Annotated in this window: 21 protein-coding genes and 4 tRNA genes; 20 read left to right on the forward strand and 5 right to left on the reverse strand. The window is 58.2% G+C overall.

The features are described 5' to 3' along the window. Window positions 1-763: 763 nt before the first annotated feature. On the reverse strand, window positions 764-1,048 hold the full coding sequence (locus C3F38_RS26495; protein ID WP_233211721.1) for a hypothetical protein: 285 nt from the start codon (window positions 1,046-1,048) through the stop codon (window positions 764-766). A gap of 543 nt (window positions 1,049-1,591) precedes the next feature. Here C3F38_RS26495 and C3F38_RS26500 point away from each other — a divergent pair. From C3F38_RS26500 to chbG, 7 genes are all read left to right on the forward strand, one after another. Continuing rightward, entirely contained in the window at window positions 1,592-1,657 is a 66-nt protein-coding gene (locus tag C3F38_RS26500) for a hypothetical protein (RefSeq protein ID WP_229702030.1), read from the forward strand. Window positions 1,658-1,704: 47 nt separating this feature from the next. Then, window positions 1,705-2,361: a LysR substrate-binding domain-containing protein gene (locus tag C3F38_RS06205; RefSeq protein WP_233211723.1), complete on the forward strand. Its 657-nt coding sequence runs from the start codon at window positions 1,705-1,707 to the stop codon at window positions 2,359-2,361. Window positions 2,362-2,814: 453 nt separating this feature from the next. Further along, window positions 2,815-3,132: a PTS sugar transporter subunit IIB gene (locus C3F38_RS06210; protein WP_004932561.1), complete on the forward strand. Its 318-nt coding sequence runs from the start codon at window positions 2,815-2,817 to the stop codon at window positions 3,130-3,132. 12 nt (window positions 3,133-3,144) lie between these two features. After that, window positions 3,145-4,506 (forward strand): PTS N,N'-diacetylchitobiose transporter subunit IIC, encoded by a 1,362-nt coding sequence (gene chbC, locus C3F38_RS06215; protein WP_047728896.1) that lies wholly within the window; start codon window positions 3,145-3,147, stop codon window positions 4,504-4,506. Between the two features lie 43 nt (window positions 4,507-4,549). Continuing rightward, entirely contained in the window at window positions 4,550-5,935 is a 1,386-nt protein-coding gene (locus C3F38_RS06220) for a glycoside hydrolase family 1 protein (protein ID WP_055317328.1), read from the forward strand. A gap of 15 nt (window positions 5,936-5,950) precedes the next feature. Continuing rightward, window positions 5,951-6,799, forward strand: a complete 849-nt coding sequence (chbR, locus tag C3F38_RS06225) for a transcriptional regulator ChbR (protein WP_055313018.1) — start codon at window positions 5,951-5,953, stop codon at window positions 6,797-6,799. A 148-nt stretch (window positions 6,800-6,947) separates the two neighbouring features. Then, complete coding sequence (gene chbG, locus C3F38_RS06230) at window positions 6,948-7,709, forward strand: chitin disaccharide deacetylase (RefSeq protein ID WP_055313020.1); 762 nt, start codon at window positions 6,948-6,950, stop codon at window positions 7,707-7,709. Window positions 7,710-7,718: 9 nt separating this feature from the next. Here the strand turns inward: chbG and C3F38_RS06235 are convergent, their stop codons facing one another. Further along, on the reverse strand, window positions 7,719-9,098 hold the full coding sequence (locus C3F38_RS06235; protein ID WP_038871834.1) for an MFS transporter: 1,380 nt from the start codon (window positions 9,096-9,098) through the stop codon (window positions 7,719-7,721). A 243-nt stretch (window positions 9,099-9,341) separates the two neighbouring features. Between C3F38_RS06235 and pncC the strand changes: the two genes are divergently transcribed. From pncC to recX, 3 genes are all read left to right on the forward strand, one after another. Further along, window positions 9,342-9,830 carry a nicotinamide-nucleotide amidase gene (gene pncC, locus C3F38_RS06240; RefSeq protein WP_047728887.1) on the forward strand — a complete coding sequence of 163 codons (489 nt, stop codon included), beginning with the start codon at window positions 9,342-9,344 and terminating at the stop codon, window positions 9,828-9,830. Between the two features lie 111 nt (window positions 9,831-9,941). Further along, entirely contained in the window at window positions 9,942-11,006 is a 1,065-nt protein-coding gene (gene recA, locus C3F38_RS06245; protein ID WP_004932541.1) for a recombinase RecA, read from the forward strand. Window positions 11,007-11,066: 60 nt separating this feature from the next. Beyond that, window positions 11,067-11,579, forward strand: a complete 513-nt coding sequence (gene recX, locus C3F38_RS06250) for a recombination regulator RecX (protein ID WP_055312572.1) — start codon at window positions 11,067-11,069, stop codon at window positions 11,577-11,579. A 40-nt stretch (window positions 11,580-11,619) separates the two neighbouring features. On the opposite strand, the gene C3F38_RS26360 is transcribed toward recX, so the two are convergent. Beyond that, a complete protein-coding gene (locus C3F38_RS26360) occupies window positions 11,620-11,763 on the reverse strand; it encodes a hypothetical protein (protein ID WP_162091232.1) in 144 nt (47 codons plus the stop codon). On the opposite strand from C3F38_RS26360, the gene alaS reads away from it, so the two are divergent. The 10 genes from alaS (at window position 11,713) to luxS (ending at window position 19,019) form a co-directional block, all read left to right on the forward strand. Next, entirely contained in the window at window positions 11,713-14,340 is a 2,628-nt protein-coding gene (alaS, locus tag C3F38_RS06255) for an alanine--tRNA ligase (RefSeq protein WP_055317329.1), read from the forward strand. The genes C3F38_RS26360 and alaS overlap by 51 nt on opposite strands. A 252-nt stretch (window positions 14,341-14,592) precedes the next feature. After that, window positions 14,593-14,778 (forward strand): carbon storage regulator CsrA, encoded by a 186-nt coding sequence (gene csrA, locus C3F38_RS06260; protein WP_004091602.1) that lies wholly within the window; start codon window positions 14,593-14,595, stop codon window positions 14,776-14,778. Between the two features lie 310 nt (window positions 14,779-15,088). Next, a tRNA-Ser gene (locus tag C3F38_RS06270) sits at window positions 15,089-15,181 on the forward strand. Between the two features lie 3 nt (window positions 15,182-15,184). Next, window positions 15,185-15,261: transfer RNA gene (locus C3F38_RS06275), tRNA-Arg, on the forward strand. A 58-nt stretch (window positions 15,262-15,319) separates the two neighbouring features. After that, window positions 15,320-15,396, forward strand: a tRNA-Arg gene (locus C3F38_RS06280). 52 nt (window positions 15,397-15,448) lie between these two features. Continuing rightward, window positions 15,449-15,525, forward strand: a tRNA-Arg gene (locus C3F38_RS06285). 175 nt (window positions 15,526-15,700) lie between these two features. Next, window positions 15,701-16,267 carry a fructose-1-phosphate/6-phosphogluconate phosphatase gene (gene yqaB, locus C3F38_RS06290; protein ID WP_055317330.1) on the forward strand — a complete coding sequence of 189 codons (567 nt, stop codon included), beginning with the start codon at window positions 15,701-15,703 and terminating at the stop codon, window positions 16,265-16,267. Beyond that, a complete protein-coding gene (locus C3F38_RS06295; protein WP_004932520.1) occupies window positions 16,264-16,692 on the forward strand; it encodes a YqaA family protein in 429 nt (142 codons plus the stop codon). The genes yqaB and C3F38_RS06295 overlap by 4 nt, the downstream gene beginning before the upstream one ends. A gap of 82 nt (window positions 16,693-16,774) precedes the next feature. Then, the gene (gene gshA, locus C3F38_RS06300; protein WP_055312570.1) at window positions 16,775-18,337 is read left to right on the forward strand and encodes a glutamate--cysteine ligase; all 1,563 of its coding nucleotides are present in this window, start codon (window positions 16,775-16,777) and stop codon (window positions 18,335-18,337) included. Window positions 18,338-18,503: 166 nt separating this feature from the next. Continuing rightward, window positions 18,504-19,019, forward strand: coding sequence for an S-ribosylhomocysteine lyase (luxS, locus tag C3F38_RS06305; RefSeq protein WP_019455133.1), 516 nt, complete (start codon window positions 18,504-18,506; stop codon window positions 19,017-19,019). Between the two features lie 67 nt (window positions 19,020-19,086). On the opposite strand, the gene C3F38_RS06310 is transcribed toward luxS, so the two are convergent. Both C3F38_RS06310 and C3F38_RS06315 read right to left on the reverse strand, forming a co-directional pair. Then, window positions 19,087-20,376 carry an HlyC/CorC family transporter gene (locus tag C3F38_RS06310; protein WP_038871814.1) on the reverse strand — a complete coding sequence of 430 codons (1,290 nt, stop codon included), beginning with the start codon at window positions 20,374-20,376 and terminating at the stop codon, window positions 19,087-19,089. 42 nt (window positions 20,377-20,418) lie between these two features. Next, the gene (locus C3F38_RS06315; RefSeq protein ID WP_004932506.1) at window positions 20,419-21,210 is read right to left on the reverse strand and encodes an inner membrane protein YpjD; all 792 of its coding nucleotides are present in this window, start codon (window positions 21,208-21,210) and stop codon (window positions 20,419-20,421) included. Window positions 21,211-21,246: the final 36 nt, after the last annotated feature.

Below are 21,246 nucleotides of genomic sequence, written 5' to 3' on the forward strand. Positions count from 1 at the left end.
AAAATGGCAAATCATATGCTCATAGTTTCTACTACCGCATTTTTGTGATGGATTTAACATTTTGAAACTAGTTAAGAAATAGAGAAACCAAGAAAACACATACTTAACCCATAGTCCTCGACAGATACCATACGTGCCAACTACCATCCAAACAGTTTTTGACGTATTACCTAGAAACGCCATACGCAGCGGAGATGGCATCGGATTTCCTAAGACACAACAGTAAACCTGCTGTGAATTATGTTTTTGCCGATGAGTTTTTAGAGGAAAACTTACCTTTTAGAAATCCAGCTTATACAAGAGCAGCCAGATTGATTTCACTATTTGTAGCCTATAGGTAGCTTGTTGTGTTTGTTTTTATTTAAATATTCATACATATCAATTTACTATAATCTTATTTTCTATACTGCTGCATCATCGGCGTATGCGAATCGAGTTTATCGGTGCTATTCATGCGATTATTTTTCCAATCCATTGAATGTAAAGGGAACTGTGATTTTCATTGTCGTCATTCGCTATCACATTGTTTCAGCAGGCGCCGCCCCATTTAGCGCTTGCCGGGCGGCGCAAATCAAATCATCAAAACGCCAAACGGCGCGCTCAAACCCGAGGTTTGCACAGACGCTTATACTAGCCCAGCGGGCAATCGGCTGTCACAGGTAAAAATGGGAAGCGTAGCGCAAGGCGGGTTTGCAACGAAGCGTGATTGTTGTTCGCCTGCTGGCAACAACGCAAGCCGCCGCCCGCAGTGGTGGTGGAAAGGTTATTGCGCGGCGGTGAGAGGCAAAGGCAGTTGATAGAGGCGGAAGCTGTCGGGCACTTCGGTTTCATGGCCGGGCAGCAGGCGGTGGCGGATGCGCGATTCGCTGACAAAGGCGCAGCCTTGTGGGGGGATAGTCAGGTTGACCGGCGACTCCATGCCTTCGCGCAAGATCTCAATCCGGTGCATGCCTGCCGCCTTGGGGGAAGGGATCCGCAGGATCTGCCCCTGGCCGCTCTGGAGCGCGTTTTCCAGCACGATCAGCGCGCCGTCCGGTGCCAACCCCATCCCGTCCGGGTTTTCGATGAGGCGCGGCAGCTGCATTTCCGTCAGCTGCGGCTTTGGATCGTTATAGCTGAGGGGGGTAGAGCTTACCGGTGCCGAAATTGGCGACTGCCATCAGCCGGTCGTCGAACAGCACGATCCCGGCGGCTCCCAATACAGTGTACTAAATGCCGTTTCGCCCGGCCGCAGGCGCAGGATGCCGCCGCCGCGGGTTTCTGTCACGTACACCGTGCCGTCTGCGCCGAGCACGATATCGTTGCTCATTTCCCCCGACGGCAGCGCCAGGTTGCGGTTGAGGGTGCCATCCGCGACGTTCAGCGCATAGATGCGGTTGGCGCGCGTTTTGCCGCCGGAGAGAAAGTCCGGCGAGTTCCCCCACAGCAGCCCGCGCTGTTCGTCCAGCCGCAGCGCGTTTGAGGCGAACACCGTGTCAGCGCCGGGGAAGAAGGTTTCCCACTCCTGACCCGGCCGTTTGCGCAGCACGTTGCCGCTGGTGATCAGCCCGACATACAGCGTACCGTCCGCCGCGCCGCCGCCCGATTGGGCGTGACGCCGCCGACGCTGACCCACACCCTGCGCGAGCTGGAAGCGCAGGTGGGCTTCGCCTGCTGAACCGTACCACCCGCAACGTCTCGCCGACGGAGGCCGGTGAGCATCTGTTGGCACAGCTGGTGCCGGCCTTTACCGACATCGACGCCGCGCTGGAGAGCCTGAATGCGTTTCGCGAAGGGCTACGCGGCCTGGTGCGCATCAACGCGCCGCGTTCGGCGATCGATCTCGCCATCGTGCCGCATCTGGGGCGGTTGGCCAGCAAGTACCCCGGCATTACGCTGGAGGTGGTGGCGGACGAAGGGTTTGCCAACATCGTCGAGCAAGGCTTTGACGCCGGTATTCGGCTCGGCGAGGATCTGCACAACGATATGCGTGCGGTGCGCCTGACGCCGGATCTGCGTTTCGCCATCGTCGCCACGCCGGACTATTTTCAACGGCACGGCGAACCGACGCATCCACAGGATTTGTTGCAGCACCGCTGCATCGGTTGGCGCAAGGCCTCTTCGGGCGAGCGCTACAAATGGGCATTTCACCAGGGCGAGCAGCGATTTTCCGTGGCGGTCAACAGCCCGCTTATCGTGGATGACGCCAGGCTGTTGCTGCAGGCGGCGTTGGCGCACGTCGGCATCGCGTTCGTCATCGAACAGGAGGTGGAAGAACACCTCGCGAGCGGGCGGCTGCGGCGGGTGTTGGCCGACTGGTGCGCGCCGTTTCCCGGTTTTTACCTCTATATCCCAACCGCAGGAATCATTCCGTGGCGCTGACCACGGTGATCGAGTTGCTGCGTCTGCCCACCTAATCTTCTTCACCGGCCATCGCGTTCGGATGGCAAGTAAGCGAATCAAGCTTGAACTATTTTTATTCCCTCTTCGTTTGTTCGGGCGCAAATAATCCCTTAAATTCCCGGCGAGTTTATAACTGGCTGTTTATAATTGCCATTTGCGTATTTATTGCGAATATTCCGAGTTTTTATCGGTTATTTGAGAGCCCGGTCACACTATTTTTTTATGTGAAATGTGAAGGGGGTCAAGCCAGCAGGTCAAGGAGAGACGGTTATTATCCTCGCTGGCTTACCGATCCGTTTTTCATGCTCCGTATACTGTCTGCAACCAGGGCAACGTGACGGAAATTTTCATAAGGAATGTGCGTGAAGCAATCGTGATTGCATCTGGCATACAAATAACACGGGGTTTTTTTGATTATCTGAGGTGCTTGGTATGGAAAAGAAAAAAATCTATCTGTTTTGTTCTGCCGGTATGTCCACTTCCCTGTTGGTATCAAAAATGAAGGCGCAGGCCGAGAAATACGAAGTACCGGTGATCATCGCCGCCTATCCGGAGGCGCTGGCCGCGGAGAAAGGCGTTGAAGCGGATCTGATCCTGCTGGGGCCGCAGATCGCCTACACCTTGCCGGAAGTGCAAAAACAGCTGCCCAACAAACCTGTTGAAGTCATCGATCCGCTGCTGTACGGCAAGGTCGATGGGCTGGGGGTGCTGAAGGCCGCAGTGGCCGCCATCAAGAAAGCCAATCAATAACAGGAGGCCGCCGTGAATACCCTCATTGCCTCGCTCGAGAAGGTTATCCTGCCTTTCGCCGTAAAAATCGGTAAGCAGCCCCACGTCAACGCCATCAAGAACGGCTTTATCCGCCTGATGCCGCTGACCTTGACCGGGGCGATGTTCGTGTTGATCAACAACGTGTTCCTGAGCTTCGGCGAAGGATCGTTCTTCTATTCGCTGGGCGTGCGCCTGGATGCCTCCACCATCGAGACGCTGAACGGGCTGAAGAGCATCGGCGGCAGCGTTTACAACGGTACGCTGGGGATCATGTCCCTGATGACGCCGTTCTTTATCAGCATGGCGTTGGCCGAAGAGCGCAAGGTCGATCCGTTGGCTGCGGCACTGCTGGCGGTGGCGGCCTTTATGACCGTCACGCCGTTTAACGTCGGCGAGGCCTATGCGGTGGGCGCCAACTGGCTGGGCGGCGCCAACATCATTTCCGGTATGGTGATCGGGCTGGTGGTGGCCGAGATGTTTGCTTTCATCGTGCGGCGCAACTGGGTGATCAGCCTGCCGGACAGCGTGCCGGCTTCGGTGTCGCGCTCCTTCTCGGCGCTGATCCCCGGTTTCATCATCCTCTCTATCATGGGGCTGCTGGCGTTCGCGCTGGCGCACTGGGGCACCAACTTCCACCAGATCATCATGGACGGCATTTCGGCGCCGCTGGCCAAGATGGGCAGCGTGGTGGGCTGGGTGTACGTGCTGTTCTCCTCGCTGCTGTGGTTCTTCGGGGTGCACGGCTCCATGGCGCTGGCGGCGCTGGACAGCGGCATCATGACGCCGTTCGCGCTGGAAAACGTGGAGCTGTATAACAAATACGGTTCGGTCGAAGCGGCGGTGGCCGCCGGGAAAGAGTTCCATATGTGGGCGAAGCCGTTTGTCGACTCCTACATCTACCTTGGCGGCACCGGCTCGACGCTGGGCCTGATCATCGCCATCTTCATCGCCTCGCGCCGCGAAGATTACCGCCAGGTCGCCAAACTGGCGACGCCGTCCGGCATTTTCCAGATCAACGAACCGATTCTGTTCGGCCTGCCGGTGATCATGAACCCGGTGATGTTCATTCCGTTCATCCTGGTGCAGCCGGTGCTGACCATTATCACCTCGCTGGCTTATTACTCCGGGCTGATCCCGCCTATCACCAACATCGCACCCTGGACCATGCCGGTCGGCCTGGGGGCGTTCTTCAACACCAACGGCAGCATCATGGCCCTGTTGCTGAGCTTGTTCAACCTGGCGGTCGCCACCGTGATTTATCTGCCGTTCGTGGCGATCTCCAACAAGGCGCAGAGCCAGATCGACGCGGCGACGGAAAGCGAAGAAGACATCGCCAAGGCGCTCAAATTCTAACAGTGGAACGGGGCGGCGTGGCCGCCCCGCGAGGGACGCGAGTATGGAATATCAATTTGCCGACGGGTTCTGGTGGGGCAGCGCCACCTCCGCGCCGCAGTCTGAAGGGGCGGCCGCACGGGACGGCAAGAGCCGCAACATCTTCGACTATTGGTTTGAGATCGCGCCCGAGCGCTTTCACGATCGGGTGGGGCCGGGCGAGGCCTCAACCTTTTACGACCATTTCCGCACCGATATCGGGCTGCTCAAAACGCTGGGCCACAATACCTTTAGAACGTCGATCTCGTGGTCGCGGCTGATCCCGGACGGCGACGGAGAGGTGAACCCGCAGGCGGTGGCCTTCTATAACGCGATGATCGACGAGCTGCTGGCGCAGGGCATCACCCCGTTTATCAATCTCTACCACTTCGATATGCCGCTGTGCATGCAGCAGCGCGGCGGCTGGGAAAGCCGGGCGGTGGTCGAAGCCTATGCGCGTTACGCCGATACCTGTTTCGGTCTGTTTGGCGATCGGGTCACCCACTGGTTCACCTTCAACGAGCCGATCGTGCCGGTGGAGGCCGGTTACCTGAATGACCTGCACTACCCTTGCGTGGTGGATTTCAAACGGGCGGTCACCGTGGCGTATCACAGCGTACTGGCGCATGCCATGGCGGTGCAGCGTTTCAGAGCGCGGGAGCTGCCGGGGAACATCGGCATCATTCTCAACCTGAGCCCCACCTATCCGCGTTCCGACGCGTCGGAGGATCGGCAGGCCGCGCACGACGCCGATCTGCTGCTCAACCGCAGTTTCCTCGATCCGGTCGCCAAAGGGCGTTATCCGGCGGCGTTGCTGCAGCTGCTGGAGCGGCATGGGCTGATGCCCCACTGCGAGCCGCAGGATGCGCAGCTGATTGAAGACGGCGTGGTGGACATCCTCGGCGTCAACTATTACCAACCGCGCAGGGTGCTGGCGAAAGAGGGGCGCCGCGCCGAGGGGCCGATCGCATCGCCGGAGGATTTGTTCAGTTACTATGCAATGCCGGGCCGCAAAATCAATCCGCACCGCGGCTGGGAGATCTACGAAAAGGGGCTGTACGACATCCTGATGGATCTGAAAGAAAACTACGGCAATCTGCCTTGTTATATTTCGGAAAACGGCATGGGCGTTGAGGGCGAAGAGGCGTTTATCGGCGCCGATGGGCGGGTGGAGGACGATTACCGCATCGACTTTATTCGCGAGCACCTGAAATGGCTGCACCGCGCGCTGGCGGAAGGCTCGCAGTGCAAAGGCTATCATCTTTGGACCTTTATCGACTGCTGGTCCTGGCTGAACGCCTACAAGAATCGTTATGGGCTGGTGCGGCTGGATCGGGCGGATCAGCGCCGCACCATCAAGAAAAGCGGCTACTGGTTTGCCGAGGCGGCCAGACGCAACGGATTTGACTAACGGGAGGCCGGCGCCGTGTCCGACAACCGAATTTCGCTGAGTGCGAACGACGTGAAGCTGATTCGCGAGCAGGATTTTTTTAACTGCAAAGATTTTCACCTGTTTATCTACAACAAGGTGGAAAGCGCCACCGGGCTGCATCAGCACGACTATTATGAGTTCACCATCGTGCTGAGCGGCAAGTGCTACCAGGAGATCAACGGCAAGCGGGTGCTGCTGGAACGCGGGGATTTCGTCTTTATCCCTATTGGCTCCCACCACCAGAGTTTTTACGAGTTTGGCGCGACGAAAATCTTCAATGTGGCGGTCAGCAAAGCGTTCTTTGAAGAGCACTATTTGCAGCAGCTGCCGCGCTGCTTCGTCGCCTCGCAGGCCTACAGCCTGAGGAGCGAGTTTTTGGCCTATATCGAATCGGTGGTGAGTTCGCCGCAGTTTCGCGAGGATGATTTCGCCGAATTTCTCGAAACGCTGACTTTCTATGTGATCAGCCGCATTCGTCACTATAAGGAAGAAAACGACGGCGGCGATGATATCCCGCAGTGGCTGAAGAACACCCTGGCCGGCATGCATGACAAGGCGATGTTCGGCGAAAGGGCGTTGGCGAACATGGTGGCGCTGTCGGGGAAGACTCAGGAGTATCTGACCCGGGCGATGCGGCGTTACTACCATAAGACGCCGATGCAGGTGATCAATGAGATCCGTATCAATTTCGCCAAGACGCAGCTGGAGGTCACCAACTCTTCGGTTTCCGATATCGCCTTTGATTCCGGCTATGGCGATGTCAGCCTGTTCATTAAGAACTTCAAGCGGCTCACCGACGTGACCCCAGGCAACTACCGAAAAAAGTGCTACGGCCCTCTTTAGGGCCGCTCCCGATCAGTATCAACGCCGATATGCCGATGAGCTTCAGGCCGCCGGCCGGTTAATCATTCGATTTTTACCTTAGCGAAGGGGAATGCCGCGTCGGTCGGTCGGGCTTCCCTTGCCAAAAATCCATCTCGCGGGAGCCACTATGGAAAAACTACTGATCGTGAATGCCGATGACTTCGGCCTGAGCAAGGGGCAAAACTACGGCGTCATCGAGGCGTATCAGCATGGCGTGGTTTCTTCTACCACGGCAATGGTGAACGGCGGCGGCGCCCAGCACGCGGCGGCGCTCAGCCGGCAATATCCGGGGCTGCCGATCGGGCTGCATTTCGTTTTGACCCATGGCAGGCCGCTGGGCGCCATGCCTTCGCTGGTCAACGAGCATGGCGAACTGGGTAAATGGCTGTGGTGCCGCGCCGAGGCCGGCGAGCTGCAGCTGGACGAGATTCAGGAGGAACTGCAGCGCCAGTTCGCGCGGTTTGTGACGCTGTTCGGCAGGCCGCCGACGCACATCGACAGCCACCACCATGTGCATATGCAGCCGCAGATTTACCCGCTGGTGGAGGCGTTTGCCCAGGCACAGGGTCTGCCGCTGCGCCTCGATCGCGAAGAGGCGAAACGGCGCGATATTACCTTGCAGACGCCCTGCAGTACCGACGTGTTTGACGCGGGATTCTACGGTGAAATGATTTCCGAAGCCTTGTTCCTGCAGCGGTTGACGCGTGCCGACGAGCAGGGCGCCGAGTCATTGGAAATGATGTGCCACCCGGCATTCCTCGACGCGACGATCCTGCAGAGCAAATACTGTCATCCGCGCCTCGTCGAGCTGGATGTGTTGACCGCACCGACGCTGAAAGCGGCGATCGCCGAACGCGGTTTTATGCTGGGCTCCTTCCAGGATCTGTAGCGCCGCCGTTTACAGCATGGCGTGCGCCTTTTTCAGGCCGGTATCCTCTTGCGGATCGGCCCCCTGAGGCAGGGGCTCTGCCTCCTGTTCCTCGGGCTGCGGCTCGTCGACATCGGGCGCCGCTTCCGGCGGCGGCATGGTGTCGTGAATGATCTGCTCATCGAAGGTCGGATTGAGCGCCGGCGACAGCGGCGAACTGGTGAGGCTGTCCGGCAGCGGAATATGCGGCACCGGTGCGTCCTGCGCCAGCTGAGGTTCCTCCGCTTTCGCCGTGCGGCTGAGGGCCGCCAGCAGCACGCCGCACAGGGCGAAGAAGGCGTACAGGATATTACCGCCAAGCGGCTCGATCAGCGCGCCGACCGCCAAGGGCCCGATGCTGGCGCCGACGCCGAACGCCATCAGCAGGCAGGCGGCCAGCGATACGCGGCGCTCCGGCTCAATCAGATCGTTGGCCAGCGCCACTACCAACGGGTAGAGCGTAAACTGCAGCATGCTGACGACGAATCCCACCGCCAGCAGCAGCGGGAAATCGATGTGCGGTAGCAGCGCCAGCGGCAGCGCCGCCACGATCAGGAAAATAGCGTTGAGTCGCATCAGCAACGGGCGGCTATAGCGATCCGACAGCCAGCTGAGTGGGAACTGCGCCACCAGTCCGGCGAAGATGGCCAGCGCCATGAACAGGCCGGTTTGCTGAGTGGTTAAGGACTGCAGGCTGGCGTAGACCGGCGCCAGGCCGTAAAACGAGCCCACCACCATACCGATCACCAACGTGGTGGCCAGCACTTTGGGAATGGCGCCGACAAAGTAGCGCAGCTCCATCGGCGCCGGCGACATGTGGCGCGCATTGGTGCGGGTGGTGAGGGCGATGGGCACCAGACAGAGCGCGAAGCACAGCGCGATCACCAGCAGCGTGGTGATGCCCAGGTTGCTTTGCAGCATCAGCACGATCTGGCCCAGCGACATGCCGAGATAGGTCGCCGCCATATAGAAGCCGAACACCATGCCGCGCTGGTTGGATTCCGCCTGGTCGTTCAGCCAGCTTTCCAGCACCATGTACTGACACATCATGCACAGCCCGATCACCAGGCGCAGGGCGACCCAGGCGGGAATGAACTCCGTCAGGCCGTGCCCCAGCACCGCAGCGGTAATGATGCCGGCGCAGGCCACGTAGGCGCGGATATGCCCGACGCGGGCGATCAGAAAGTGGCCGACCTTGCCACCGATCACCAACCCGATGTAGTTGGCGGCGATGATGGCGCCGATCAGCGCGCTGCTGACGTGGATAGAGGCCAGCCGCAGTGAGACGTAGGTGGTGAGCAGTCCCGAGCCCAACAGCAGCAGCAGGGTGGTGGTGTACAACGGCAAGAATACGCCCAACGTTTTTTTCACGCTATCATCCTAATCTCTTCTGGTGCGCCCTGAGGCCGCCGCCGCAGCGTGCCGCCTCCGTGATGTTCCTTGTGCTGGTGCGCCGCCGCTCGCTGGGGCGCTTCTTTTGATACTAGCAGCTTGGCCGGGCGCTTAAAACCGCATCTCCTGCGAGGCGCTGCGCATTTCCACGCGTCGGCCGTCGCATCGCCTTGATAAATGCTACTATCGGGCGCATATACCTGAATTCGCGAGGGAGAGGTTATGAGTGAAAACCAACTGCGCCGGCTCAGCGTGCTGGTGGGGGAAAAACTGAAGGCTCAGGGCCGCTGGATCACCTGCGCGGAATCCTGCACCGGCGGCGGTATCGCCAAGGCCATTACCGATATCGCCGGCAGCTCCGCCTATTTCGATCGCGGTTTCGTCACCTACAGCAATGCGGCGAAGCATGACCTGTTAGGGGTGAGCGAAGCCACGTTGGCGGCGCACGGCGCGGTCAGCGAAGAGGTGGTGCGCGAGATGGCGATAGGGGCGCTGCGGGCGGCGCAGGCCGATCTGGCGCTATCGGTGAGCGGCATCGCCGGCCCGGATGGCGGCAGCGCGGAAAAGCCGGTCGGTACCGTGTGGTTCGGCTTCGCCGGCAGCGATGGCCGGGGGCTGTCGCGCATGATGCAATTCGAGGGCGACCGCGACGCGGTGCGGCTGCAGGCGACGATTTTCGCGCTGCAAACCGCCATCGACGAATTTTTGTAAATTAGGCTTGATACTGTATGACTATACAGTATAATTAGTGACATTTCCTGCACAACATACATTCAGTGGCAGTGTGGGGTAACACCGGCATTGCGAAACGAAGGAGCAAAAATGGCTATTGATGAGAACAAGCAAAAGGCGTTAGCTGCGGCACTGGGCCAGATTGAGAAACAGTTCGGCAAAGGCTCCATCATGCGCCTGGGTGAAGACCGCTCCATGGACGTGGAAACGATCTCCACCGGCTCACTGTCACTCGATATCGCTTTGGGCGCCGGCGGCCTGCCGATGGGCCGCATCGTTGAAATCTACGGCCCGGAATCCTCTGGTAAAACCACCCTGACGCTGCAGGTGATCGCCGCTGCGCAGCGCGAAGGCAAAACCTGTGCGTTCATCGATGCCGAGCACGCGCTGGATCCTATCTATGCGAAAAAGCTGGGCGTCGATATCGACAACCTGCTGTGCTCCCAGCCGGACACCGGCGAGCAGGCGCTGGAAATCTGTGATGCGCTGACCCGCTCCGGCGCGGTTGACGTCATCATCGTCGACTCCGTGGCGGCGCTGACGCCGAAGGCGGAAATCGAAGGTGAAATCGGCGATTCGCACATGGGCCTGGCGGCACGCATGATGAGCCAGGCGATGCGTAAGCTGGCCGGCAACCTGAAAAACGCCAATACCCTGCTGATCTTCATCAACCAGATCCGTATGAAAATTGGTGTGATGTTCGGCAACCCGGAAACCACGACCGGCGGTAACGCCCTGAAGTTCTACGCTTCGGTGCGTCTGGATATCCGCCGCATCGGCGCCATCAAAGAGGGCGACGAAGTGGTGGGCAGCGAAACCCGCGTGAAAGTGGTGAAGAACAAAATCGCTGCGCCGTTCAAGCAGGCTGAGTTCCAAATCATGTACGGCGAAGGCATCAACAGCCGTGGCGAGCTGGTCGATCTGGGCGTGAAGCACAAGATGATCGAAAAAGCCGGCGCCTGGTACAGCTATAACGGCGAGAAGATCGGTCAGGGCAAGGCGAATGCCTGTAACTTCCTGAAAGAAAACCCGGCTATCGCCGCTGAGCTGGATAAGAAGCTGCGTGACCTGCTGCTGCACAGCGGCGGTGAGCTGGTGGCCGCTTCCGGTGACGACTTCGAAGACGACGAAGCGGAAACCAGCGAGCAGTTCTAATCGCTGAAGGTATGCGCCGCCGTTCGTGTGGCGCATATCCCATAAATTCAGGCTTGAATGATGAATGACTTGCTAAGCCGCGCCATGCGCCTGCTGTCGCAACGCGATCATAGTGAAGCTGAACTGCGCCGCAAACTTGCGGCGCAGCCGTTTGTGGCGAAAGCCCGTTTTGGCGGCAAGGGGCCACATGCGCCGGCATCACCGCCGGTGGCTGAAGAGCCGGTGGATCCTGCGCTGATCGAGCAGGTTATTACCTACTGTTACCAGCATAATTGGCTAGACGATAAGCGTTTCGCTCACAGCTACATCGGCAGCCGCAGCCGCAAAGGTTACGGTGCGCAGCGCATCCGCAGTGAACTGATGCAAAAGGGCGTCGACAAAGCGCTGGTGCAGGACGCGCTGGCGGAATGCGACATCGACTGGTGCGAACAGGCGAAACAGGTGGCGCAGCGAAAATTTGGCGATGCGTTGCCAACCGACTGGAAAGAGAAAGCCAAAGTGCAGCGCTATCTGCTCTATCGCGGCTTCTTCCAGGAAGAAATTCAGTCAATTTACCGTGATTTTGCGCAATGAGCGCACACGGGGTTTTACTTCCCTCTGAAGAAAATTTATCTTATCCCCACTTTTTGTTCGTGAGCTGGTTGTCATCGTCGGGATGACGCGTCACCGGCTCACGTGTCGTTATTCTAGCCTTTCCAGGAAAATTATGAGCAAGAGCACCGCTGAGATCCGTCAAGCGTTTCTCGATTTCTTTCATAGTAAGGGTCACCAGGTTGTAGCGAGTAGCTCCCTGGTGCCTAACAATGATCCGACATTGCTGTTTACCAATGCCGGCATGAACCAATTTAAGGATGTTTTCCTGGGGCTGGACAAACGCGCCTATTCCCGTGCCACCACCTCGCAGCGCTGCGTGCGCGCAGGCGGCAAGCACAATGATCTGGAAAACGTCGGCTATACCGCCCGTCACCACACCTTCTTTGAAATGCTGGGTAACTTCAGCTTCGGCGATTACTTCAAGCATGACGCGATCAGCTACGCGTGGGAACTGCTGACCGGTGAAAACTGGTTCAACCTGCCGAAAGAGCGACTGTGGGTCACCGTGTATGAAACCGATGACGAAGCGTTCGACATCTGGCAGAAGCAAATCGGCGTACCGGCCGAGCGCATTATCCGCATCGGCGACAACAAGGGCGCGCCTTTCGCTTCCGACAACTTCTGGCAGATGGGCGACACCGGCCCATGCGGCCCGTGCACCGAGATTTTCTACGATCACGGCGATCACATCTGGGGCGGCCCTCCTGGCAGCCCGGAAGAAGACGGCGACCGCTACATCGAGATCTGGAACATCGTTTTCATGCAGTTCAACCGCCAGTCCGACGGCACCATGCTGCCGCTGCCGAAACCTTCGGTGGATACCGGTATGGGCCTGGAGCGCATCGCGGCGGTGTTGCAGCATGTGAACTCCAACTATGAAATCGATCTGTTCCGTACCCTGATCGCCGCCGTGGCAAAAGTGACCGGTGCAACCGATCTGGACAACAAATCCCTGCGCGTTATCGCCGACCACATCCGTTCTTGCGCCTTCCTGGTGTCGGACGGCGTGATCCCGTCTAACGAAAACCGCGGCTACGTGCTGCGCCGCATCATTCGTCGCGCGATCCGCCATGGCAACATGCTGGGCGCGAAAGACACCTTCTTCTACAAGCTGGTGGCGCCACTGATCGAAGTGATGGGCCCGGCGGCCGACGAACTGAAACGCCAGCAATCGTTGGTGGAGCAGGTGCTGAAAACCGAAGAGGAGCAGTTTGCCCGCACGCTGGAGCGTGGTCTGGCGCTGTTGGACGAAGAGCTGGCCAAGCTGCAGGGCGATACCCTGGACGGCGAAACCGCTTTCCGTCTGTACGATACCTACGGCTTCCCGGTCGATCTGACCGCTGACGTCTGCCGCGAGCGCGGTCTGAAAGTCGATGAAGCGGGCTTTGAAGAAGCGATGGAAGCGCAGCGCCGCCGTGCGCGCGAATCCAGCGGTTTCGGCGCCGACTACAACAGCCTGATCCGCGTGGACGGCAGCAGCCAGTTCAGCGGTTACGATCACGACGAGCAGCAGGCAACTGTCATCGCGCTGTTCCGCGACGGCCAGCCGGTCGATCGGATCAACGCTGGCGAAGAGGCGGTGGTGGTGCTGGATGAGACGCCGTTCTACGGTGAATCCGGCGGCCAGGTCGGTGATAAAGGCGTGCTGAAAGCCACCGGCGTAGAGTTTGTGGTCAACGACACCCAGAAATACGGCCAGGCTATCGGCCACCAGGGCAAACTGGCGCAGGGCTCGCTGAAGCTGAACGATCGCGTGGATGCGCAAATCGACGCTGAGCGCCGCAACAGCATCCGTCTGAACCACTCCGCGACTCACTTGCTGCACGCCGCGCTGCGCCAAACGTTGGGTGACCACGTCGCGCAGAAAGGCTCGCTGGTTAACGACAAATATCTGCGTTTCGACTTCTCGCACTTCGAAGCGATGAAGCCGGAGCAAATCCGCGCGGTGGAAGATCTGGTGAACCAGCAGGTGCGTCGTAACCTGCCGGTACAGACCGAGCTGATGGCGTTGGAAGATGCCAAAGAGAAGGGCGCGATGGCGCTGTTCGGCGAGAAGTACGATGACAACGTGCGCGTACTGACCATGGGCGATTTCTCCACCGAGCTGTGTGGCGGTACTCATGCCAGCCGCACCGGCGATATTGGCCTGTTCCGCATTCTGAGCGAGTCGGGCACCGCGGCGGGCATCCGTCGTATTGAAGCGGTGACCGGCGCCGGCGCTATCGCCACGCTGCACCAGCAAAGCGATTTGTTGCAAGACGTTGCGCAGCTGGTTAAGGGCGACAGCAATACCCTGACCGATAAAGTGCGCTCGGTGCTCGATCGCACCCGCGCGCTGGAAAAAGAACTGCAGCAGCTGAAAGATCAGCAGGCGGCGCAGGAAAGCGCGTCGCTGTCCAGCCAGGCAAAAATGGTTAACGGCGTGAAGCTGTTGGTCAGCCAGTTGGACAATGTCGAAGCCAAAATGCTGCGCACCATGGTGGATGACCTGAAAAATCAATTGGGTTCGGCCATCATCGTGTTGGCAACGACGGCTGATGACAAAGTCAGCCTGGTTGCAGGCGTGACCAAGGATCTGACTGACCGCGTGAAAGCCGGCGAGTTGATCGGCAACGTGGCGCAGCAGGTAGGCGGCAAGGGCGGTGGTCGCCCTGATATGGCGATGGCGGGGGGGACGGATATCAACGCCCTGCCAGCGGCGTTAAACAGCGTAGAAGCCTGGGTGGCCTCGAAGCTGTGAACATAAATAAATAGCACGCGCAAACGCCATAATACTTTGTTGATTATGGCGTTTTCATACTGTGCTAACACAATTTAGTTACAATTGCGGGAACAAAGTTTTTCAGGTCGGCTAAACTTACCATTATCTGAGGTGGGACCAAGTCTGCTTACACTTATTGTGGGCTGCGCGGCTTACGTTTTCACCACATATGATGGATAATGACGGGGAAACTGAGAGACCCGACTCTTTTAATCTTTCAAGGAGCAAAGAATGTTAATTCTGACTCGTCGAGTTGGTGAAACCCTCATGATTGGCGATGAGGTTACGGTCACTGTGCTAGGGGTAAAAGGCAACCAGGTGCGTATTGGTGTGAACGCCCCCAAAGAGGTTTCGGTTCACCGTGAAGAAATCTATCAGCGCATTCAGGCAGAGAAGTCTCAGCAGACGACTTACTGATTCCGAAGCAGCGTCTCGTTGCCAGACGAGACGCTACTGCATCGTTTTATCCACTTCTTTCGTTCTCCCCTCTCTTTTTCGTGATTATTTTCCCGGTTAGTTTTCTGCTTTGTTGCTACAGACGCTGCGGTTGCCTGTTGATAAAACGCCCTTTTTGCCGTGAAATCGCCCATGTTGGGTGCGAATTGTGCAAACGCACATGAGTTGGGAAAAATTGTTTGACTTAAAAGTCGGAGAAAGTAATATGTGCGCCACGCAGTGCCGATGAGCTTCTCTAAAGCAAGTTAGGCACAATTCGAAAGAAGCGTTTGGTGAGGTGGCCGAGAGGCTGAAGGCGCTCCCCTGCTAAGGGAGTATGCGGTCAAAAGCTGCATCCGGGGTTCGAATCCCCGCCTCACCGCCATTTGCATCCGTAGCTCAGCTGGATAGAGTACTCGGCTACGAACCGAGCGGTCGGAGGTTCGAATCCTCCCGGATGCACCATATTAGCCGTATGGTAGAGTTGGGAACAAAGTACCATAGGGTATCAAAGAATTACTGTGCATCCGTAGCTCAGCTGGATAGAGTACTCGGCTACGAACCGAGCGGTCGGAGGTTCGAATCCTCCCGGATGCACCATTCTTTAAGTCTGGCTTCATTAGCGAAGCAGGCAAGCAGTAAAAACAGTAATGCATCCGTAGCTCAGCTGGATAGAGTACTCGGCTACGAACCGAGCGGTCGGAGGTTCGAATCCTCCCGGATGCACCATCTAAGAGAAACCCGCTTCGGCGGGTTTTTCGCTTTTCAGCATTTAGCCATTCTTTCCCCCCTGTCCTCCTTTGCGCCCGATCGGGCACAGCACATTCCGTTATGACGCAGTCAGCGACAACCCAACGGCTTTACGCTAAAGTAGTTTTCTTTCCTCAACGATCATGGAGTAACGATGTACGACCGCTATCAGGGTCTTATTTTCGACATGGACGGCACGATTCTGGACACCGAGCCAACGCATCGCAAAGCGTGGCGTGAAGTGCTGTCCCGTTATGACATGACGTTTGATGAAGCGGCCATGGTGGCGCTGAGCGGTTCACCGACCTGGCGCATCGCTCAGGCGATTATCGCCAGCCATCAGGCCGATCTCGATCCCCATCACCTGGCTGCGGAGAAAACCCGCGCGGTGGAAGCGATGCTGTTGGACAGCGTGCGTCCATTGCCGCTGATCGAGGTGGTGAAGTCCTATCATGGCCGCCGTCCGATGGCGGTCGGTACCGGCAGCGAGCACCGCATGGCGGAAATGCTGCTGCGTCATCTTGGCCTGTTCAACTGCTTCGACGCGATCGTCGGTGCGGACGACGTGCAGCGCCACAAACCGGAGCCGGACACCTTCTTGCGCTGTGCCGAACTGATCGGCGTGCCGCCGGAAAAATGCGTGGTGTTTGAAGACGCCGATTTCGGCATTCAGGCGGCGAAAAGTGCCGGTATGGCTGTGGTAGACGTCCGTACGCTGTGAGTAGTACGCTAGCCGTAATATCGTTATTTGGCAGTAGCTTCCTCAGTGCGACGCTGCTGCCGGGAAATTCAGAAATCGTTCTGGTCGCCTTGCTGACCCAGAGTCGCGTCTCGCCGGAGTTGCTGGTGCTGGCCGCGACCCTGGGCAATACGCTGGGTGGCTTGACCAATGTCATTATCGGGCGCCTGTTACCGGCGTTGAAACCACAGCGGGGGCTGGCAACGGCGCTCGGGTGGCTGCAACGCTTCGGCCCGGCTGCGCTGCTGCTCAGCTGGGTGCCGGTGGTGGGCGATTTGTTGTGCGTGTTGGCAGGTTGGCTGCGCATGCCCTGGGGCTCTGTCGCGCTGTTTCTGTGTATCGGAAAGGCGCTGCGTTACATCGTTTTGGCTATGATAACGGTACAGGGTATCGCCTGGTGGCAGTAACCAAGTGAATATAACTCAATATTCTCTCGGGTGCGGATTCAGTATGCTTACGAGTTATTGTTTTTAGAAGCGGGAGGTCAATTTGATCCCGGACGTATCACAGGCGCTTTCTTGGTTGGAAGCCCATCCCCAGGCATTAAAAGGCATTCGTCGCGGCATCGAGCGTGAAACGCTGCGGGTCACGCCGAACGGCACCTTGGCGACCACCGGGCATCCGGAAAAGCTGGGCGCGGCATTGACGCACCACTGGATCACCACGGATTTCGCCGAAGCGCTGTTAGAGTTCATTACGCCGGTTGATGACAACATCGATCACCTGCTGACGTTCCTGCGCGATATTCATCGTTACGTGGCGCGCAATATCGGCGATGAGCGCATGTGGCCGCTCAGCATGCCGTGCTTTATCGAAGCCGAGCAGGATATCGAGCTGGCGCAGTTTGGTTCGTCGAACATCGGCCGCATGAAGACGCTGTACCGCGAAGGGCTGAAGAATCGCTACGGCGCGCTGATGCAGACCATTTCCGGCGTGCACTACAACTTCTCGCTGCCGCTGGAGTTTTGGCAGGCCTGGGCCGGCGTGCAGGACGCAGAAAGCGGTAAAGAGCAGATCTCGGCGGGGTATTTCCGCCTGATCCGTAACTATTACCGTTTCGGTTGGGTGATCCCGTATCTGTTCGGCGCATCGCCGGCCATTTGTTCTTCGTTCCTCAAGGGGCGTGAGACCAATCTGCCGTTCGAGCGCACCGAGCAGGGGATGTGCTACCTGCCGTACGCCACCTCGCTGCGTCTGAGCGACCTGGGTTACACCAACAAGTCGCAGAGCAATTTGGGCATCACCTTCAACGATCTGCACAGCTATGTGGCCGGTCTGAAGCGGGCGATAGCCACGCCTTCCGAAGAGTTCGCCAAGCTGGGCGTGAAAGAGGGCGATCGCTACCTGCAGCTGAATAGCAACGTGCTGCAAATCGAGAACGAGCTGTATGCGCCGATCCGGCCGAAGCGCGTGACCCAAAGCGGCGAGACGCCGTCTGACGCGCTGCTGCGCGGCGGCATCGAATACATCGAAGTGCGTTCGCTGGATATCAACCCGTTCTCGCCAATCGGCGTGGACGCGGTGCAGGCGCGTTTCCTGGATCTGTTCCTGGTGTGGTGCGCGCTGGCCGATGCGCCGGAGATGAGCAGCGATGAACTGCTGTGCACGCGCAAGAACTGGAACCGGGTGATTCTGGAAGGGCGCAAGCCGGGCCAGACCATCGGCATCGGCTGTGGCGCCAGCCATGAACCGCTCGAAAAAGTGGGTAAGGCGCTGTTCGCCGATCTGCGTCGGGTGGCGGAAGTGTTGGACAGCGAAGCCGGCAACCGTCAATACCAGCAGGTGTGCGACGAGCTGGTTGCCGCGTTCGACGATCCTGAGTTGACCTTCTCTGCGCGCATTCTGAAGGCGATGAAGGCGGAAGGCACTGGGCGCGTCGGGTTGCAGCTGGCGGAGCAGTATCGTCAGATGTTGCTGGAAGAGCCGTTGGAAATCCTGAACGAAGCCGAGCTGGATAAAGAGCGGGAAGCCTCGTGGCAGCGCCAACGCGACATAGAAGCCAATGATACGCTAAGCTTTGAAGCGTTCCTGAAGCAAAATGGCGGAAGCTGAAAAAGAAAAAGGCCACATCAATGTGGCCAAATATGCATCTCTGATGACAGGGATGATGATAACAAATGCGCGTCTTTCACATACTCAGACTCGCAGGGTTGGAAAAGGTTTCCCGGTTAGGAAAAAAAGTTTCGAAATAAATGCTCTTTTACGAGGAGGTAGCGAAATGCCATTGCTGGATAGCTTTACCGTCGATCATACCCGTATGGCAGCTCCGGCTGTCCGCGTTGCGAAAACCATGAAAACGCCTCATGGCGATACCATCACGGTGTTTGATCTGCGCTTTTGCCGCCCGAACCTGGAAGTGATGCCCGAGCGCGGCATTCATACGCTGGAGCACCTGTTCGCCGGCTTTATGCGTGACCACCTGAACGGCCAGGGCGTGGAGATTATCGACATCTCCCCGATGGGCTGTCGTACCGGTTTCTACATGAGCCTGATCGGCGTGCCGGAAGAGCAGCGCGTAGCCGATGCGTGGAAAGCGGCGATGGCCGACGTGCTGAAAGTGACCGACCAGCGCAAAATCCCTGAGCTGAACGAATACCAGTGCGGCACTTACCATATGCACTCGCTGGAAGAAGCGCAGGAGATCGCCAAGCACATCCTGGATAACGACGTGGTGGTTAACCACAACGACGAGCTGGCGCTGCCGAAAGAGAAGCTGCAGGAACTGCATATCTAGCCGCGATTTTCCCGCAGAGATAAAAAAAAGACGCGATTTCGCGTCTTTTTTACTTTCAGGCCGGCGGTCAGTGGTGGCCGACGCTGGACTGCAGCGAGGTGATCGGCGTGACCCGCACCTGTTTGATCATGTTGCCCTGCACGTCGAGAATGTCGATATCGTAGTGGCCGATACGCACCCGGGTGCCGGTTTCAGGGATCTCTTCCAGCTCTTCGAGCAGCATACCGTTGACGGTGCGAGCCTCGCTGGCCGGCAGGGTCCAGTTAAAGGCTTTGTTCAGCTCGCGCACGTTGGCGGTACCGTCGATCAAGACCGAGCCATCGCTCTGCGGCGTGACCTCTTCCGCCAGCGTTGGTGACATTGAGGTGGTGAAGTCGCCGACGATCTCTTCGAGAATGTCTTCTACCGTGACCAGGCCCTGAATGTCGCCGTACTCGTCGACCACGATGCCGACCTTCTCTTTGTTGCGCTGGAACTTCACCAGCTGCACGTTGAGCGGCGTGCCTTCCGGCACGAAGTAGATTTCATCGGCGGCGCGCAGCAGGTTCTCTTTGTTGAACTCTTTTTTCTCGGTCATCAGGCGGTAGGCTTCCCGCACGCGCAGCATGCCGATCGCGTCGTCCAGCGAGCTGCGATACAGCACGATGCGGCCGTGCGGCGAGTGGGTCAGCTGGCGCATGATCGACTTCCAGTCGTCGTTGACGTCGATGCCGACGATCTCGGTGCGCGGCACCATGATATCGTTAACCGTCACCTTTTCCAGATCCAGCACCGAGATCAGCATGTCCTGATTGCGGCGGGAGATTTGCGACTGGGATTCGCGCACGATAGTGCGCAGCTCATCCTTGCTGACGGCGTCGCTGATGCGCACGTTGGTGCGGATGCCGAACAGGCGCAAGGTCAGGCTGGTGATACCGTTGAGCAGCCAGACCAGCGGGAACATCACCTTTTGCAATGGCGCCAGCAGGACGCTGCTGGGGAAGGCAATACGTTCCGGATAGAGGGCGGCGAAGGTCTTTGGCAGCACTTCGGCGAACAACAGCACGGCGAAGGTCAGTATGCCGGTCGCGATCGCCACGCCGAGATCGCCATACAGCCGCATGCCGACGATGGTCGCCAGCGCCGAGGCGAGGATGTTGACCAGGTTGTTGCCGATCAGCACCAGCCCGATCAGCCGATCCGGTTTTTGCAGCAGCTTCTCCACCCGACGCGCCGAGCGGTTGCCCTGTTTGGACAGGTGACGCAGGCGATAACGGTTGAGCGTCATCATGCCGGTTTCGGAAGCGGAGAAGTAAGCGGAGACCACGATCATGATCACCAGGATAATGATGAGGGTCCCCGTCGACACATGCTCCAATGCAGTATTCCTTATAGAGAGGGAGAATTGAACCGGGCTGGCTTAGCGCACCATCACCTGCTGAATCAGACGGCTGCCGAAGTAGGCGAGCGTCAGCAGGAAGGCGCCGGCGAAGCTGAACCAGACGACGCGGCGGCCGCGCCAGCCTTCATGGTAATGGCCCCACAACAGCACGATATACACGAACCAGGCCATGATCGACAGCACGGCTTTATGCACGTTCTCTTTGCTGAACAGATTATCCATGTACAGCAGGCCGGTGCACAGGGTGAGCGTCAGCAGCACCACGCCGATCTGGGTGATATGGAACATCTTGCGCTCGATGCTCATCAGCGGCGGCATGTCGGCGCTAAAGGTCAACTTCTTGTTTTTCAGAAGGTAGTCGAGCCAGGCGAGCTGCAAGGCGTAGAGCGCGGCGATGATCAGGGTAGCGTAAGAGAACAGCGCCAAGCCGATATGCACCATCAGTTCCGGGCTGGCCTCCAGGTGAGTGATGAACTCGCCGGGCATGAAGCTGGCGAAGGCCAGGTTGATCATCGCGAAGCTGTAGACGATCGGCAGCAGGAACCAGCCGCGGTCGCGCGAGGCGACGAAGGTCATCACCGAGCAGATGATCAGGCTGACGATGGAGCCAATGTTCAGCAGGCTGAGATTCTGCCCGGCGCTGACGTCAAAGATGCGCTGCTGCAGCGCGATGGCATGGCAAATCAGCGCCACCACCGCCGAGACGAGGGCAAGCCGACGGTATGCGCTGTTCTTCCGCAACAAGCTGGGAATGATCAGTCCAAGGCTGAGCAGGTAGGCCATCAAAGCCACAATGGAGAAAACTGGCATAGCGTTTAATTTTGCTTCGGCGTGGTTAATTGGAGT

The organism is Serratia sp. SSNIH1 (assembly GCF_002935055.1).
GTDB lineage: Bacteria > Pseudomonadota > Gammaproteobacteria > Enterobacterales > Enterobacteriaceae > Serratia > Serratia nevei.

Coding starts and splice junctions, on each gene's coding strand:
- C3F38_RS26495 (WP_233211721.1), bottom strand. CDS start 1,048: ATGGGGTTGGCACCGGACGGCGCGCTGATCGTGCTGGAAAACGCGCTC.
- C3F38_RS06210 (WP_004932561.1), top strand. CDS start 2,815: ATGGAAAAGAAAAAAATCTATCTGTTTTGTTCTGCCGGTATGTCCACT.
- C3F38_RS06220 (WP_055317328.1), top strand. CDS start 4,550: ATGGAATATCAATTTGCCGACGGGTTCTGGTGGGGCAGCGCCACCTCC.
- chbG (WP_055313020.1), top strand. CDS start 6,948: ATGGAAAAACTACTGATCGTGAATGCCGATGACTTCGGCCTGAGCAAG.
- pncC (WP_047728887.1), top strand. CDS start 9,342: ATGAGTGAAAACCAACTGCGCCGGCTCAGCGTGCTGGTGGGGGAAAAA.
- recA (WP_004932541.1), top strand. CDS start 9,942: ATGGCTATTGATGAGAACAAGCAAAAGGCGTTAGCTGCGGCACTGGGC.
- recX (WP_055312572.1), top strand. CDS start 11,067: ATGAATGACTTGCTAAGCCGCGCCATGCGCCTGCTGTCGCAACGCGAT.
- alaS (WP_055317329.1), top strand. CDS start 11,713: ATGAGCAAGAGCACCGCTGAGATCCGTCAAGCGTTTCTCGATTTCTTT.
- C3F38_RS26360 (WP_162091232.1), bottom strand. CDS start 11,763: ATGAAAGAAATCGAGAAACGCTTGACGGATCTCAGCGGTGCTCTTGCT.
- csrA (WP_004091602.1), top strand. CDS start 14,593: ATGTTAATTCTGACTCGTCGAGTTGGTGAAACCCTCATGATTGGCGAT.
- yqaB (WP_055317330.1), top strand. CDS start 15,701: ATGTACGACCGCTATCAGGGTCTTATTTTCGACATGGACGGCACGATT.
- luxS (WP_019455133.1), top strand. CDS start 18,504: ATGCCATTGCTGGATAGCTTTACCGTCGATCATACCCGTATGGCAGCT.
- C3F38_RS06315 (WP_004932506.1), bottom strand. CDS start 21,210: ATGCCAGTTTTCTCCATTGTGGCTTTGATGGCCTACCTGCTCAGCCTT.